The 15,647-nt window shown below is 43.3% G+C and carries 13 protein-coding genes; 5 read left to right on the top strand and 8 right to left on the bottom strand.

Features of this window, described 5'->3' with window-relative positions:
* Positions 1–879 (bottom strand): DUF58 domain-containing protein, encoded by an 879-nt coding sequence (locus tag HOP08_19495; GenBank protein NOT77115.1) that lies wholly within the window; start codon positions 877–879, stop codon positions 1–3.
* 63 nt (positions 880–942) lie between these two features.
* Between HOP08_19495 and HOP08_19490 the strand changes: the two genes are divergently transcribed.
* A complete protein-coding gene (locus tag HOP08_19490) occupies positions 943–1,299 on the top strand; it encodes a DUF4296 domain-containing protein (GenBank protein ID NOT77114.1) in 357 nt (118 codons plus the stop codon).
* The gene (locus HOP08_19485) at positions 1,296–3,653 is read left to right on the top strand and encodes an endonuclease MutS2 (protein NOT77113.1); all 2,358 of its coding nucleotides are present in this window, start codon (positions 1,296–1,298) and stop codon (positions 3,651–3,653) included. Before HOP08_19490 ends, HOP08_19485 begins: the two co-directional genes overlap by 4 nt.
* Positions 3,654–3,705: 52 nt before the next feature.
* Here the strand turns inward: HOP08_19485 and HOP08_19480 are convergent, their stop codons facing one another.
* The 6 genes from HOP08_19480 to HOP08_19455 all read right to left on the bottom strand — a co-directional run bounded on the left by HOP08_19480 (position 3,706) and on the right by HOP08_19455 (position 9,584).
* Positions 3,706–4,197, bottom strand: coding sequence for a hypothetical protein (locus tag HOP08_19480; GenBank protein ID NOT77112.1), 492 nt, complete (start codon positions 4,195–4,197; stop codon positions 3,706–3,708).
* Between the two features lie 111 nt (positions 4,198–4,308).
* Complete coding sequence (locus HOP08_19475; GenBank protein NOT77111.1) at positions 4,309–4,923, bottom strand: ABC transporter ATP-binding protein; 615 nt, start codon at positions 4,921–4,923, stop codon at positions 4,309–4,311.
* The gene (gene lpxA / locus HOP08_19470) at positions 4,920–5,720 is read right to left on the bottom strand and encodes an acyl-ACP--UDP-N-acetylglucosamine O-acyltransferase (GenBank protein ID NOT77110.1); all 801 of its coding nucleotides are present in this window, start codon (positions 5,718–5,720) and stop codon (positions 4,920–4,922) included. The genes HOP08_19475 and lpxA overlap by 4 nt, the downstream gene beginning before the upstream one ends.
* Complete coding sequence (locus HOP08_19465) at positions 5,717–7,114, bottom strand: bifunctional UDP-3-O-[3-hydroxymyristoyl] N-acetylglucosamine deacetylase/3-hydroxyacyl-ACP dehydratase (protein NOT77109.1); 1,398 nt, start codon at positions 7,112–7,114, stop codon at positions 5,717–5,719. Before HOP08_19465 ends, lpxA begins: the two co-directional genes overlap by 4 nt.
* A gap of 97 nt (positions 7,115–7,211) precedes the next feature.
* Positions 7,212–8,297, bottom strand: a complete 1,086-nt coding sequence (gene lpxD, locus HOP08_19460; GenBank protein ID NOT77108.1) for a UDP-3-O-(3-hydroxymyristoyl)glucosamine N-acyltransferase — start codon at positions 8,295–8,297, stop codon at positions 7,212–7,214.
* A 57-nt stretch (positions 8,298–8,354) separates the two neighbouring features.
* The gene (locus HOP08_19455; protein NOT77107.1) at positions 8,355–9,584 is read right to left on the bottom strand and encodes an HD domain-containing protein; all 1,230 of its coding nucleotides are present in this window, start codon (positions 9,582–9,584) and stop codon (positions 8,355–8,357) included.
* 97 nt (positions 9,585–9,681) lie between these two features.
* On the opposite strand from HOP08_19455, the gene HOP08_19450 reads away from it, so the two are divergent.
* Genes HOP08_19450 through HOP08_19440 form a run of 3 tightly spaced genes read left to right on the top strand, consistent with a single transcriptional unit; the run spans position 9,682 to position 12,894 of the window.
* Positions 9,682–11,238, top strand: coding sequence for a bifunctional response regulator/alkaline phosphatase family protein (locus tag HOP08_19450; GenBank protein NOT77106.1), 1,557 nt, complete (start codon positions 9,682–9,684; stop codon positions 11,236–11,238).
* Positions 11,231–11,671: a tRNA (adenosine(37)-N6)-threonylcarbamoyltransferase complex ATPase subunit type 1 TsaE gene (gene tsaE, locus HOP08_19445; protein NOT77105.1), complete on the top strand. Its 441-nt coding sequence runs from the start codon at positions 11,231–11,233 to the stop codon at positions 11,669–11,671. Before HOP08_19450 ends, tsaE begins: the two co-directional genes overlap by 8 nt.
* Positions 11,668–12,894, top strand: a complete 1,227-nt coding sequence (locus tag HOP08_19440) for an alanine dehydrogenase (protein ID NOT77104.1) — start codon at positions 11,668–11,670, stop codon at positions 12,892–12,894. Before tsaE ends, HOP08_19440 begins: the two co-directional genes overlap by 4 nt.
* Here HOP08_19440 and HOP08_19435 read toward each other — a convergent pair.
* Positions 12,871–15,567: a valine--tRNA ligase gene (locus tag HOP08_19435; protein ID NOT77103.1), complete on the bottom strand. Its 2,697-nt coding sequence runs from the start codon at positions 15,565–15,567 to the stop codon at positions 12,871–12,873. The two genes, HOP08_19440 and HOP08_19435, sit on opposite strands and share 24 nt — an antisense overlap.
* Positions 15,568–15,647 lie beyond the last annotated feature (80 nt).

Here is a 15,647-nt window from a genome sequence, read left to right as displayed (position 1 = left end):
TTACGAAGTCTTTAAAGATTTGTTTCGGACCTTGAACAACCGCAGCAGCTTCGGCACGTAATCCTCGTCCGTTGTAATGCTCAAAAAATTGATCTGATGCTTGCGACTGAATTTCATCAACTCTGTCTGACGTCCGGCATGAGAAGTGGTAAGATGATCACGGAACTCTCCGAAAGAAGTATTGATCCAAAGTGTCTTTTTGGATTCTTTATCCAACGCCGGAATGATTCCCAGCTTGGGGAGATTGGTTTCTCTTTTATCTGTGATCTGAAGTAAAACAAGGTCATGCTTCTGAGCCAGGGATTTTAGATTATGGTAATATCCCTCATCGATAAAGTCGGAGATCATCACGATCACACTTTTTCTTTTGATGGAATTCAAAGCAAAAGATACAGCCTTAGCCAAATTTGTTTTTGATGAACGAGGCTTAAGTCTAATAAGGCTGGCAAGAATTTCATACGCCTGAGCAATGCCTTTCTTTGGTTTCAGATATTTTTCACGTTCGTCTGAGTAGCAGATCAAGCCTACCTGACTGGATTCTTTTGCTCCAGAAAGCGCCAGCACTCCACAGATCTCGGTAGCAATGTCAAACTTTGTTTTACCAGGACTTCCGATGTTTTGGGAAGCACTAACGTCCATGACGAAAAAGATGGTTTGCTCTTTTTCTTCCTTAAAGGTCTTTACAAATGTTCCATGACCCTTGGCGGAAACGTGCCAGTCAATTGAGCGAATGTCATCGCCGTACTGATAGGGTCGAACGTCGTCGAACTCCAGACCTGATCCTTTGAAGATTGAATGAAAATCCCCCTGCATCTGGCTGTTGATCGCCTTGCGTATCTGAATTTCGTATCTCCTAAGCTTTTTAAGAAGTTCCCGCACTCCGGCATCATTTTAGTGGCGCTAAAATATGAGTAATTTGCGCACCCTAAAAGAAAGATTTACATGAGATTCAGCGGGATTGTCTTAATGGTGATACTAAGCACAATCGTGTCTTGTAAAAAGGACACTGAGCCGGGGGTATTGACACAAGCTCAAATGGTGGATTTCATGCTGGATATGTATTTATCGGAGGCTCGCCTTCAAATGATCCCTATTACCCGTGATTCAGCCTTCCGACTCTTTATTCCAAGACAGGATTCTCTAATGAGGATGAAAGGAATAACAGACTCAACATTAAGAAGGTCATACCAGTACTATCTGGAGAATCCGACGAAGATGGAAGCCATCTATGATATTGTTATCGATTCACTCAGTTTACGGGAGCAAAGGCTTCTCCCGGGTCCCCGACAACCATCATGATCTATCCTTTTGATTTTGAGGCCAGATTAGGCTTTGATCAGATACGGCAACGCATCATTAATTATTGTCTTGGATCGCTTGGGGAAAAGCGGGTTCATGACATTGTCTTTCTTTCCGATTCTTCGCAGATCCATAAACTTCTGCAGGAGAATCTTGAATTGAAGCAAATCCTGGAACGTGGAGAAGATTTTCCCATTCACAATTATGACGATCCACAAACATGGTTTGAAACGGCAGCGATTGATGGTAATTTTCTTGAAAGTGAAGACCTTTTAAGGATCGCAAAAGCCCTGGTAATCATTCAGGCTGCCAGAAACTTTCTGAACAAGAATCAATTGAAATATCCCGCGTTGTTTCAATTGAGCAAGCCGTTCATCGCCATAAAAAGGGTATTGGAAGCCATCCAGCAAAAAATTGATGACGAGGGAAAAGTAAAAGATAATGCTTCACCCGCACTTGCGAGAATCAGAAAAAGACTGAGAGAGGAAGAAGTAAAAATACGCCGTGTTGCAGATCAGATCATGCGTCAGGCACTTGAGCAAGGCTGGACACCTGTAGGATCACATCCCACCATACGTGATGGAAGATTAGTAATACCCATCACCGTTGAGCACAAGAGAAAGATCAAAGGATATATCATTGATCAATCTTCAACCGGACAGACCGTTTATATGGAGCCAGGCGAAGTCATGGAGGCCAACAATGATTTGCGTGATCTTGAACTGGAAGAGAGAAAGGAGATTATCCGGATACTTCAGGAGCTTACTTCCCTGATTCGGATAGATCTTTCCGAAATTGAGGATGGATATGAATTTCTGGGTGCCCTGGATTTCAACAGAGCCAAAGCAAAATTTTCCCAGGACATTGAAGCGGGCCTTCCATCTATTAAAGAATTTCCTGTAATCGACTGGAAGCAGGCTCGCCATCCTTTGCTTTTTTTATCCTTAAAGAATAAGCGGCCTTTGATACCATTAACCATTGAGCTAAGGGATGATAATCGCTTTCTGCTGGTATCAGGTCCGAATGCAGGTGGTAAGTCTGTTTGCCTCAAAACAATTGGACTTATTCAATATATGTTTCAGTGTGGTTTTCTGGTATCTGTTCGTGAAGATTCAGTCATGGGGATATTTGAAAAGATGTTCCTCGACATTGGTGATCAGCAATCCATAGAAAATGATTTGAGTACCTACAGTTCTCATCTGAAGAATATGGACTTCTTCATCCGGCAGTCCAATGGAAGTACGCTCGTTCTGATGGACGAACTTGGCTCCGGTACCGATCCTAATTTCGGCGGCGGCATTGCACAGGCCGTTCTTGAACAATTGGTTAAAAATAAAGTCTGGGGTCTTGCAACGACTCATTATTATAATCTCAAGGTTTTTGCAAGCAATTTCGTTGGGATGAGAAATGCAGCAATGCTATTTGATACAGAACATCTCATTCCGCTTTTTCAACTTGAGGTTGGCCAGCCCGGCAGTTCGTTTGCCCTTGAGATTGCCCGTAAGACAGGACTTTCAAACGAAACTCTCTCAGCAGCAGAAAGGATCATTGGAAAAGATCTTACAGGATTGGAAACACTTATGAAGGAGGTCGCTGAGGACAAACAGCAGCTTGCTGAAAAGGAAAAGGAGATCCATCAGAGAGAGACAAAACTTAACTCAACTCTTAACCATTATGAAGAGCTGGTAAGCAAGCTGGAACTCCAGAAAAAAGAAATTCTAAATACCGCAAAAGCGGAAGCGTCAACCCTTCTGCAGGAAACCAACCGTGAAATAGAAAAAACGATTCGTCATATCAGGGAAAATAAAGCTGAGAAGCAGGAGACACGAAAGGTGCGGCAGGGATTGAAAGACCTTGAGAAAAAAGTAAAGCCTCATTCCGCAGCAGTAGTAAAGCCTTCTGGTCCGTTGGTGGTGGGTGATAAAGTAAGAATGATGGGAGGGGAAGTTAGCGGGACGATTTTATCATTGAAAGACAAAACTGCAGTTGTTCAGTTCGGTGATTTGAGATCGACGGTTAAAATAGATCGATTAGTCAAGAGTGATCAGTTATTTGCCAAAAGCAACCAACCCATCACGCGAGGAGTGGAACTTCATCAACGTCAATCCGATTTTTCACCTGTGCTGGATATCCGTGGTAAGAGGGTAGAAGAGGTTATTCCATTACTGACCCGGTTTATGGATGATGCTATTCTATTGAGTCAGTCTCAGGTAAAAATACTTCATGGCAAAGGAGAAGGTGTGTTGCGAAAAGTTGCGCGTGAATATCTCAAAAAATTGAAAGGCGTTGAATCGTTTTCAGATGAGCATGCTGACCGGGGAGGAGATGGCATGACACTCGTAGTTCTGAAGTAGAATCAAAAAAAAGACCTCCGTGAAGAGGTCTTTTTTTAAGAATATTAAATGCTTATTGAGCTGCGAAAGTAAATACCCAGGCTCCTTTAACGTTGTCAACTCTTGATCCTGGGAAACCAGTTCCCTGATAAGAGAAATTCAAAACGAGCGTCGTTTCTGTTACAGAATAATTGATTGGCAATCCGTCATCGCGGGTAATAACAGTAGCGAAGTCAGTAGATCCTAGTTCAAAATTACCTGATGCTGGCCATGGACTTGTAACCGATCCACCATTGGATGGACGGCCTGTAGCGGTATATGGCAAAGTAGTTTTGCCTGCAGTTCCGTCAATTGTTAATACTAAACTGGTATAAGAATATCCTGCTGGTAATCCTGAGGGAGCTGCATTGTCGACAGTAGCACCAGTGCACTTCCATGTCTTCTTGAGCTTTACTACCTGCTTGTCCTGTTCACTTTGACTAGGACCGGAATCTTTGCCGCACCCTGAGTAGGTCAAAAGAAGGCCAATAAGAGCTACGCCAATAAGTAGTTTTGTGCTTTTCATAGTGGATGATATAGTTTCAAACATACTAAAATAAGGATTCTTTTTGAAAGGGAATTGTTATTAATGCGTTAAGCATTGTGGTTTAATTAGAGATCGTACCGATTAGTAACCTTATTTATAATCTGGAAGGTTAATTTTTACCGCATTTTGGGGGTACTCATTTTCGAGGTTAGAACCCACAAAAACGACCTTTTCAGGCCCTAAATGCTCAAAATTCTGCCAATACCAGGCGATTGATTTTTTGTCCAGATTGGTCGTCGGTTCATCAAGAAATACGATTTTGACATCTGAAAAAAAGGCAAGTCCAAGCTTGAGACGCTGCTTCATTCCTGAGGAAAACTGGCCAATGGTTTTATTCTTTGCGTGAGATAATTCCAGAAGGTCCATGATCTCATGGATGCTCTTCCCATTGATGCTTTTCTTAAAAGAAAAATGAAACTTTAAAATCTCCTCCAGAGTAAATTCCTCTACGAGATCCATATAGGGTGTGGCAATTACGATTTGCTGATAGATATCTTCTGCAGGAAAATCCTTTTCATCCTCTGTAAAAGTCAGAGTACCCTCTGAGGCGGGAAGCTGCCCCCACAAAACCTGAAGAAGAGTTGACTTACCAGAACCGTTTGGTCCGGTGACTGCATGTATACCCGGCTTAAAAGAATAGCTTAAGTCCTTGAAAATCCATTCACGATTGAATTGCTTGCCAAGGTTTGCCGCGGTGATGATCATTCAAAGGATGCGGTGCTGGCTGAAAAACCTTTCATAACACCACGCTCTGAACTGCGGATGAAATTGATGATATAATCACGCTCTTCACTCGGTGCCATTTCCTTTTCAACAGAATCAAGAGCTTTTGAATTATTAAGGCCCTTCAAAAAGATAAACCTGTAGATCTCCTGGATCTCGCTGATCTTCTCAGATGAGAAACCGCGTCTTCTTAAACCAATGCTGTTAACACCCGCATATGTCAATGGCTCACGTGCAGCCTTGGTATAGGGTGGAACATCTTTTCTTACCAGTGATCCGCCCGATAACATAACGTGAGCTCCGATCTTGACAAACTGATGTAAAGCACTTGCTCCTCCTATGATCGCCCAATCTTCAATCGTTACATGTCCTGCTACCTGTACGGCATTTGCAAAGATGCAATTGTTGCCAATGATGCAATCATGAGCGATGTGAACGTATGCCATCAGAAGGCAATTCTTTCCGATCACCGTCTTATGCTTGTCTGCAGTACCACGACTGATCGTTACGCTTTCGCGAATGACAGTGTTGTCTCCAATAAAAGTTTCTGTTTTCTCTCCAGCAAATTTCAGATCCTGTGGAAGAGATGAGACAGATGCTCCTGGAAATATCTTAACGTTCTTGCCAATGCGTGAACCTTCCCAAATAATTGCATTGGGTCCTATCCAGCTATTATCTCCTATCACTACATCTTTCTGGATAGTAGCAAAGGGCTCGATAATAACATTATTGCCGATTACGGCTTCAGGATGTACGTTGGCTAATGGGTGGTAACTCATGAATCTTTTCTAACGATACTGGCTGTCATAGTTCCTTCACACACAAGCGTGTTACCTACATAGCCTCTTCCATACATTTTTGCAATACCTCTTTTTATAGGAGCCAGCAGATCACACTGTATTACAAGCGTGTCTCCAGGTAAAACCATTTTACGGAAACGGAATTCATCGATTCCCAGAAAATAAGTCCAGTAGTTTTCAGGATCAGGTACGGTGTTCAAAACAAGAATTCCTCCGATCTGAGCCATCGCCTCAACTTGCAAAACTCCAGGCATTACCGGATTTCCCGGAAAATGTCCGGCAAAGAAATGCTCGTTCATCGTTACGTTCTTGACTCCTGCTACCGTCTCCTTATCCAGATAGATGATCTTGTCAATCAGCAGGAATGGATAACGATGAGGAAGTGTTTGCGTGATCTTATTAATATCCATCACCGGAGGCAGGGATGGGTTGTAACGCGGAACTCCTTTTTTATCAGATTCCGCCATTGCCTTCTTAAGCTTCTTGGCGAATGCTACATTGGCCGCATGACCCGGACGTGCCGCAAGGATCTGAGCTTTCAACGGACGACCCGCCAAAGCAAGATCGCCTACGATATCCAATAGCTTGTGACGCGCTGGCTCATTGTTATAACGAAGCTCAACGTTATTAAGAATTCCTTCTCTTTTTACTTCTACGGCAGGCTTGCCCAACATGCGTGCAATGTTTTGCAACTCATGCGGTTCTACCACACGGTCAACAATTACAATCGCGTTGTTAAGATCTCCACCTTTGATGAGGTTGTTTTTATACAGCATCTCAAGTTCGTGAAGGAAACAGAATGTCCTGCATGAAGCAATTTCTTTTTCAAACTGCTGAATGTTGGTGATCGATGCATGCTGACTTCCTAAAACCGGAGAGTTGTAGTCGATCATTACCGTCACACGATAGTCATCCAGTGGAAGGGCAGCAATCTCGACATGACGTGCACTTTCACGATAGAAGATACTATCCTGAACTTCAAAGAAATCACGCAAAGCATTTTGCTCTTCACGTTCAGCTTCTTTTAATACCTGCACAAACTGGATAGAGCTCCCATCCATAATGGGTGCTTCCGGTCCGTCAATCTGGATCAGAACGTTGTCGATCTCGAGACCAACCAGGGCCGCCAGGGTATGCTCAACGGTGCTGACACGCGCGCCGCTTTGTTCAAGTGTGGTTCCCCGTGATACGTCTACGACCCGGTCGCAGTCGGCATCAATAATGGGAGAGCCAGGCAAATCAACCCGCTGGAATTTGATCCCATGGTTAGGTTTTGCTGGCATGAAGGTGAGAGTGGTCTGAACTCCTGTGTGGAGTCCAACGCCTGAGATCGTCACCGACTTCTTTATGGTCTGTTGCTTGTGATTAAGCATGAATTAAATTGGTGCGCAAATTTAAGGGGCTTACACCAGTATGCCAAAAGCGACCGACAATCGGAGGGTAGTTATAAGAATGGCCGGGACAAACCGCTTATTGGCCCCCGTTTTGGCCATTATTCAGGATCTCAGCAGTCTGGGGCGCCAGACTTTCAACCTTTTTTTCAAGGTCGCGCAGCCTGTGGCTCATTTCCGGAAGCTTTTTAAAGACCGCATAGGCCCGGAAATACTCCTTAATATCGTAAGCAGGGTATCCCAACTGCCGTTCTCCTTCTTTCATGACAGATTTGGAAATACCTGCCTGTGCTCCTAAACTGGTATTGTTAGCAATAAACAAGTGTCCTGCGATGCCCACCTGCCCGGCAATCATACAATTTTCTCCCACTTTGGAAGATCCTGAAATTCCTGCCTGAGCAGCGATCACTGTATTCTTTCCAATCTCAACATTGTGTGCAATCTGAATAAGGTTGTCAAGCTTTACACCCTGACGGATGATGGTTGAGTCTCCAAAAAGGGTTGCGCAATCAATAACGGTGTTAGCGCCGATCGTTACGTTGTCTTCAATAATGACATTACCAAGCTGTGGGATAGTCTTATATGTACCATCCCCTTGAGGAGCAAATCCGAATCCATCGGAACCAATAACGGTACCGGAATGAATGACACAGTTGTTTCCTATTCGGGTACCTGCATAGAGCTTTACATTGGGATGAAGGATAACATTGTCTCCTAAAACAACATCATCTCCAACAAAAGCGTGTGGATAAATCTTGGCATTGTCTCCGATCTTTACGTTGGACCCTATATAAGAGAATGCTCCGCGATAAATGTTCTTTCCGGTGGTTGTCTTTTCACCAATGAAGCTAGGTTGTTCAATTCCTGATTTTTGAAAGCTGATAAGCTTGTGATATTCTTCCAGCAGAACCGTGAAGCTTGAGTAAGGATCATCTACCAGTACAAGGGATGATTGTACTTCTTTCTTTGGCTGGAAGTCTCTTGCAACGATGACTGCAGTAGCGTTAGTAGTATAGATGTATTGCTCGTATTTCGGATTAGCAAGAAAAGCGATCTGGCCTTCCTTAGCATCCTGGATCTTGGCAAGCATGTTGATTTTCTTGTTCCCGTCACCGCGAACTTCACCGCCCAGCATTCCGGCAATTTGATTTAGGGTAAATTCCATAAGGGTTGGCGTCTGAGGATCTCTTCAATGGACCCGTAGATAATCAATTTAGGTCCTTTACAAAGATAGGCTTTTGGGCCAGCATAGGTAGTTTTTTTTCACGATTTTGCTCATCGCTTTGATGTTGGGAAGGTCGGAAGCCTGCGCAACATCCAACAATTCTCCTGATTTCATGAGTATCTGAATTGAGTTTCGCTCAGACAGATAGGCTTCATTGGAAACTGTGCCATGAGAAAACAAATAGGTGGCATCACTCTTCATCAGTTGCCACTCTTTTGCGATGGCATCCTTTACCTTTTCAAGGTCTGATTTGTTGATGGGCTCCGTTGAAAGTTTTATCTGAAATAGTCTTCTTTCCAGTAACATTTTACAAAGCATTGATAGAACTTCATCCGGATGCGACTGCCATTGCTTGATCGCTCCCCATACATCGTAATCATCCAATCGTCCAAAAGAGCTAAGTAGATTTTTCTTTTCGGAAAAATCTTCCAAAGAATAATGATGATGCAGGAAAAGAGAGAATGCTTCAGAGGCAGCAAGAGTTTCTCCTGATGTAGCAAGATATTGAGCACGCTTAACAATATTAACAAGCAGACGTTCGGCGCTGACGCAGGTCTTATGGAGGTACACCTGCCAGTACATCAATCTTCGCGCATTCAGAAAATTCTCTATGTTATAGATTCCTTTTTCCTCAACCACCAACTGACCCTTTACAACATTCAGCATGGCAATGATCCGATCCGTTCCAACGGCACCTTCTTTCACTCCGGTGAAAAAGCTGTCGCGATTCAGATAATCAAGACGATCGATATCCAGTTGAGAGCTTACTAATTGATGAAGGAATTTTTTATGATACGTGTTTTGAAATATCTTCATCGCAAGACTCAGCTCCCCATTGAACTGACGATTCAGTTCTTTCATAAACAGAAAAGAAATGCTCTCATGTTGAATGTTTCCCAGCAACGTTTTTTCAAGTGAATGGGAGAAAGGTCCATGACCTGTATCGTGAAGAAGGATCGCAATCTGGGCTGCCTCAACTTCCTCATCTGAAAGGTCAATGCCTTTTGAACGAAGCACTTCCAGAGCTTCGGACATAAGATGCATGGCTCCCAGTGCATGATGAAATCGGGTGTGAATCGCGCCCGGGTAAACAAGTTCGGCAAGTCCCAACTGGCGGATATGCCTCATCCGCTGGATATAAGGGTGTTCGATAAGGTCAAAAATCTTTTCGCTCTTTACCGATATAAAGCCGTAAACCGGATCGTTTATTATTTTGTTCTTATTCAACAGTGATTACGTTAATTAGAGTTAATTCGGTTTTCATGGCCAGATAATTGCTCAGATAACGACATCAGATTTAACTAACTTGTAACAAAAAAACCTCATGCAAAGATATTCGATTTTGTGGGCAGATGATGAGATTGATTTACTAAAACCCCATATCCTGTTCCTGCAGCAGAGAGGATACGATATTACGCCGGTAAACAATGCCACAGAGGCGGTGGAGCTGAATGAGACCCGGAGCTTCGATGTTATTTTCCTGGATGAGCATATGCCGGGAATGTCAGGCCTGGAAGCACTGGGCTTAATAAAAAGTACAAAGCCGAATGTTCCCGTGGTGATGATCACCAAGAACGAAGAAGAACAAATTATGGAGGAGGCGATCGGGTCGAAGATAGACGATTATCTGATCAAGCCGATCAATCCAAGTCAGATATTGCTCTCTGTAAAGAAGATCCTTGACAAGAAAAATCTCGTAATAGAAAAGACCAACTCAGGATATCAGCAGGAATTTCAAAGGATCAGCATGGCGTTCCTTGATGATATGAACCATGAAGCCTGGGCTGACATTTATAAGAAACTTGTGTTCTGGGAATTGCAGATGGATCAATCCGATGCAAGCATGGCAGAAGTACTGGAGTCGCAAAAGGTGGAGGCGAATGTAAATTTCTGCCGGTTTATCAAGAGACATTTTGAAAGCTGGCTGAATGATCCAAAAGTTTCAAAGCCTTTACTATCCCATCAGGTGATGAAGAAGAAGGTCTTTCCTGAAGTCAATGCCAACCGGCCTACGTTTCTTATTGTAATTGATAACCTTCGCTTTGATCAATGGAAATCTATCGAGCCGGAGTTGCTTGAGTATTTTACTATTGATAAAGAAGAAACGTATTATTCAATCCTTCCGACCACTACTGCCTATGCGCGTAATGCGATCTTCTCAGGAATGCTTCCGTCAGAGATGGCAAAGACGCATCCCGACATTTGGGTAGGAGAAGATGTGGATGATGGTAAGAATAATTTCGAGGACGAATTTCTTGCCAGGCATATCAAGAAAAGCAATCTCAATATGAAGTTTTCTTATAACAAGATCAAAAAGCTTGAAGAGGGAAGAGATCTTGCTGATTCTGTAAACAACTTATTCAACAACGATCTCAACGTGATCGTTTACAATTTTGTGGATATGCTATCGCATGCCCGTACTGACATGGCCATGGTTCGTGAGCTCGCACCGGATGAAGCTGCGTATCGTTCAATCACCAAATCGTGGTTCATTCACTCACCGCTTCTGGAAATCCTGAAAAAGATATCTGAAAAGAAAGCGAGAGTGATCATCACAACAGATCACGGTACCATCCGTGTGAAAAAACCATTTAAGATCATCGGTGACAAGAGTGTCAATTCCAACCTTCGCTACAAGCAGGGAAAAAATCTTGGATACGAAGGTGATAAGATCATGTCGGTAACCAAACCGGAGCGCTTCTTCCTGCCAAAGAACAATGTTTCGACCAGCTATGTCTTTGCTATTGAAGATCAGTTTTTTGCATACCCTAATAACTACAATTATTACGTCGGGCTTTACAAAGACACCTTTCAGCATGGTGGAGTGAGCCTTGAAGAGATGATCATTCCGCTAATTTTCTTAACTTCGAAGAATGCCTGATGCGTGGCAACTGATCAACGGTGGTGAAGTCTCTCAACAACAATTAAAGGTTGTTGCTAAAGACCTTTTGAAGGCTGCCGGCGAACAGAAATTGTGGTTTTTTCATGGTGAAATGGGCTCTGGAAAAACAACTCTCATCAAAAGCATTGGAGAAGTTTTAGGAGTTAATGAAATCATGAGCAGTCCAACATTTTCTATCATTAATGAATATGAAGGCGCAGACGGAAATAAAATTTATCATTTCGATCTTTACAGGATCAAGGATGAAAAGGAATTGATGGAAATCGGTGCTAACGAATATTTTGACTCAGGACAATGGTGTCTTATTGAGTGGCCGGAAAAGCTGGGCACTATGACTCCTTCCAGTCATTTCGATATCAGAATCACCACAACAGGAGTCCATCATCGGAAAATAGAGTATCAACGTACATGAGCGCAAAGACAAAATCCGGATTTGAAACATTAGCGAAAGCAAGTGTTTATACACAAGAGCAGTTGATGAAGGTGAAGAAAGATAATCGCACTTTCTTTATTGGATTGCCGAAAGAAATCTCTTTACAGGAGAATCGCATCAGTCTTACACCAGATGCAGTTGCCATTCTTGTCAGCCATGGTCATGATGTTTGGGTGGAAACACAAGCCGGAGTCGGCTCACGTTTTGCGGACAAGCAATACAGCGAAGCCGGAGCAAAGATCGTTTACTCTCCACAGGAAGTTTACAAAGCCGATATCATACTTAAGATCGAACCTCCTACGCTTGCGGAGATGGAATACTTCAAGCCTAATCAGACGTTGATCTGTGCGCTTCAGGTTGGACATCTTGAAAAGAACTTTATTGATGCATTGATAGCAAAGAGAATTACAGCACTCGCATGGGAGTTTATTGAAGATAAGGTAGGAGGGATGCCGATCGTTCGTGGTATGAGCGAGATCGCCGGAAGCACTGTCATGTTGATCGCCGCTGAGTATCTTAGCTCTGTTCACGATGGAAAAGGAATTATCCTGGGAGGGATCACCGGAGTACCCCCAACAAAAGTTGTTATTGTTGGATCCGGCACTGTGGCAGAGTACGCAGGGCGTGCAGCACTAAGTCTTGGGGCGGAAATACAGGTATTCGATAATCATTTATATAAGCTGAGACGAATCAAGCATACATTAGGTCATCAGTTTTATACATCTACCATTGATACCGCAACGCTGGGTGAAAGCTTAAAATCGGCAGATGTTGTCATTGGGGCACTTCGTGCAGAGAAAGGTCGCGCGCGTCATGTGGTATCCGAAGAGATGGTAAGTCACATGAAATCAAATTCATTGATCATCGACTTGAGTATCGACCAGGGTGGATGCATCGCAACATCAGAGATCACAACGCATTCCAAACCCACTTTCAGAAAATACGATGTAATTCATTACTGTGTGCCCAATGTAGCGTCACGCGTGGCTCACACCGCTACCACTGCCTTGAGTAACATTTTTACACCTACCATTCTCCGCGCTGCGGAAGAAGGGGGAGTGGAGGAGATGATCTTCTCTCACAAATGGTTTATGAAAGGTGTTTACACTTACAAAGGCGGACTGACCAATGAGTCGGTAGCCCGCAAGTTTGGAATGAAGTACAAGAATATAGAGTTATTAGCCGCCGGTTATAACTCCTAACTTGCTTAAGTTTTCCTCAAGCGACTTAATCTTCATCTCTGCATCAGCCTTCTTTTTCCTTTCTCCTTCAATAACCTGTGGAGGGGCGCTGTTCACAAACTTCTCGTTTGACAGTTTCTTGTCAACGGAAATCAAAAACCCTTTTAGATACTCAATCTCTTTTGTGAGTGACTCGCGTTCTTTTACAACGTCTGTCTTACCCGCCATTGGAATAAAAAACTCCGTTGTTCCAACCAGAAATCCAGCAGACTGCTCAGAAGGTTGCTGATTGAAAACTATCTCCGTTACGTTTGACAGTTTTCTTATCACTGCTACAAACGGTGTATGAATGCTATCAGACTTCGCTTTTGTGAAACATGTTAGCGCTTCTTTTGGCGATAGGCCTTTCGTGTTTCTCACATTGCGGATCTCACTGACTATGCTGAAAGCCCACTCTGCCTGCTTTAAAATCTCTTCATCATGCTCTTTTTCCTTTGGCCATGGTGCAAGAATAATGCAGTCTTTCTCTTTCCTATCATAGAATTCATGCCACAATTCTTCTGTAATGAAGGGCATAAAGGGGTGCAGCATTTTTAATACATTTTCAAAATGATGAACCGTCTTACGATAGGTCTCTCCATCAATGGGTTTGCCGAATTCCGGTTTGATGATTTCAAGATACCAGGCGCAGAAATCATTCCACACCAACTTATATACCGACATCAATGCATCTGAGATCCGGAATTTTTCAAAATGATCGTTGATCTCTTTCAGTGATTTATTAAACCTTGATTCAAACCAATCGATAGCAATTTTATTTTCTTCTGGCATCGGAAGATCAGATACTTCCCATCCCTTCACCAGACGAAATGCATTCCAGATTTTGTTTGCAAAATTTCTTCCCTGCTCAACCAGCTTTTCATCAAAGGGTAGATCATTTCCCGCCGGTGAACTGAATAACATTCCTGTACGAACGCCATCCGCACCATAATTTTTGATCAGATCCAAAGGATCCGGTGAGTTTCCTAATTGCTTGGACATCTTGCGTCCCAGCTTATCCCTAACTATACCTGTCAGGTAAACATCCTCAAACGGCTTTTCATCCATGTACTCATAACCGGCAATGATCATTCTGGCTACCCAGAAGAAAAGGATCTCAGGAGCCGTCACCAGTACATTGGTCGGATAGAAATAATCCAGGTCTTTGTTTTTTCCTTTGATGATTTTCCCTGTCTTCTTGTCGAAATATTCATCATTGAATCCTCCAAACACTGCCGTTGGCCATAGCCAGGATGATGCCCATGTATCCAGTACATCCTCATCGCGGCGCAGATCTTTTTCCTCGATCTTTCTTCCTGTCTTTTCAGAGCACATTGTCAATGCCTCTTCCAGTGTTTCGGCAACAACAAAATCATTTTCCCCAGTGCCATAGAAATAGGCCGGGATGCGATGACCCCACCAAAGCTGACGTGAGATACACCAGTCGCGTACGTTTTCCATCCAATGGCGATAGGTGTTCTTGAATTTTGCAGGATGAAGCCTGATCTCATCATCTTCCACCGCACGATACGCCTTGTGTGAGATTTCTTTCATCTTCACGAACCATTGCAGTGAGAGTTTTGGTTCAACAACGGTGTTCGTTCTTTCGGATCGGCCGATGCGGGTAACAAATTCTTCTTCTTTTACAAGATGCCCTGCTTCACGCAGATCTTTTACAATCATCTTGCGAACAATAAAGCGATCTTTTCCATAGAACCTGGGAAGCTCGCTTTTCTCGTTGATCGTTCCATCATCATTGATAGTGTCAATAACCGGAAGCTTATGACGCAATCCGATTTCATAATCGTTGACATCATGAGCAGGTGTAACTTTCAAACATCCAGTTCCGAAAGCTTTATCAACATAGTCATCTGCAATGACTGGAATCTCACGGTTGATGAAGGGAACCAGGATCTTCTTTCCTATCAGTTTCTTATAACGCTCGTCGGTTGGATTAACAGCAATGGCAACATCGCCCATGATCGTTTCAGGGCGTTGTGTGGCGATCGTGATCCACTCATCTGCTGTGTCCTTGATCTTATAACGAATAGAATAAAGGATAGAGGTCTCTCCATCTTCTTTGTAAAGAACTTCTTCATTGGAGAGCGCCGTCTTTGCTTCGCAATCCCAGTTGATCATACGCAATCCGCGATAGATGTATCCTTTATTATACAGATCAACAAATACCCGGATGACAGCTTTATAATAATCAGGATCCATGGTAAAGCTGGTGCGTTCCCAATCGCAGGAAGCTCCTAGCTTTTTCAATTGTTCCAGAATGATGCCGCCGTATTTCTCTTTCCATTCCCAGGCATACTTTAAAAACTCATCTCGTGTGAGATCAGATTTTTTAATTCCACGCTCACGCAGCATGCCCACAACTTTGGCTTCAGTAGCAATGGAAGCATGATCCGTTCCCGGCACCCAGCAGGCTTCCTTGCCTTGCATGCGGGCCTTTCTGATAAGGATATCCTGAATCGTATTGTTCAGCATGTGCCCCATGTGCAATACACCCGTGACGTTAGGAGGAGGTATTACAATGCAAAAAGGCTCTTTTCCAGGGTTGGGTTTAGCGTGAAAAAAGCCTTTCTCCATCCAGTATGAATACCATTTATCTTCTACTTCGGTGGGATCGTATTTGGTGGACAATGACATGATAAATCGTTAAAACGGAGGGCAAAAATAAGGAAACGAGTCAGAAATCCAGCTATGCCGGATGCTTCGTATGTAATCAA

Source organism: Cyclobacteriaceae bacterium (assembly GCA_013141055.1).
Taxonomy (GTDB): Bacteria; Bacteroidota; Bacteroidia; order Cytophagales; family Cyclobacteriaceae; genus ELB16-189.
Note: the sequence above shows the minus strand (reverse complement) of the source record. Positions and strands in the feature narration are given on the sequence as shown.

What these genes read in the sequence shown, in the direction of transcription:
- lpxD (NOT77108.1), bottom strand. Translation starts at nt 8,297, where the DNA reads ATGGAATTTACCCTAAATCAAATTGCCGGAATGCTGGGCGGTGAAGTT.
- HOP08_19480 (NOT77112.1), bottom strand. Translation starts at nt 4,197, where the DNA reads ATGAAAAGCACAAAACTACTTATTGGCGTAGCTCTTATTGGCCTTCTT.
- HOP08_19485 (NOT77113.1), top strand. Translation starts at nt 1,296, where the DNA reads ATGATCTATCCTTTTGATTTTGAGGCCAGATTAGGCTTTGATCAGATA.
- HOP08_19465 (NOT77109.1), bottom strand. Translation starts at nt 7,114, where the DNA reads ATGCTTAATCACAAGCAACAGACCATAAAGAAGTCGGTGACGATCTCA.
- lpxA (NOT77110.1), bottom strand. Translation starts at nt 5,720, where the DNA reads ATGAGTTACCACCCATTAGCCAACGTACATCCTGAAGCCGTAATCGGC.
- tsaE (NOT77105.1), top strand. Translation starts at nt 11,231, where the DNA reads ATGCCTGATGCGTGGCAACTGATCAACGGTGGTGAAGTCTCTCAACAA.
- HOP08_19435 (NOT77103.1), bottom strand. Translation starts at nt 15,567, where the DNA reads ATGTCATTGTCCACCAAATACGATCCCACCGAAGTAGAAGATAAATGG.
- HOP08_19475 (NOT77111.1), bottom strand. Translation starts at nt 4,923, where the DNA reads ATGATCATCACCGCGGCAAACCTTGGCAAGCAATTCAATCGTGAATGG.
- HOP08_19450 (NOT77106.1), top strand. Translation starts at nt 9,682, where the DNA reads ATGCAAAGATATTCGATTTTGTGGGCAGATGATGAGATTGATTTACTA.
- HOP08_19440 (NOT77104.1), top strand. Translation starts at nt 11,668, where the DNA reads ATGAGCGCAAAGACAAAATCCGGATTTGAAACATTAGCGAAAGCAAGT.
- HOP08_19490 (NOT77114.1), top strand. Translation starts at nt 943, where the DNA reads ATGAGATTCAGCGGGATTGTCTTAATGGTGATACTAAGCACAATCGTG.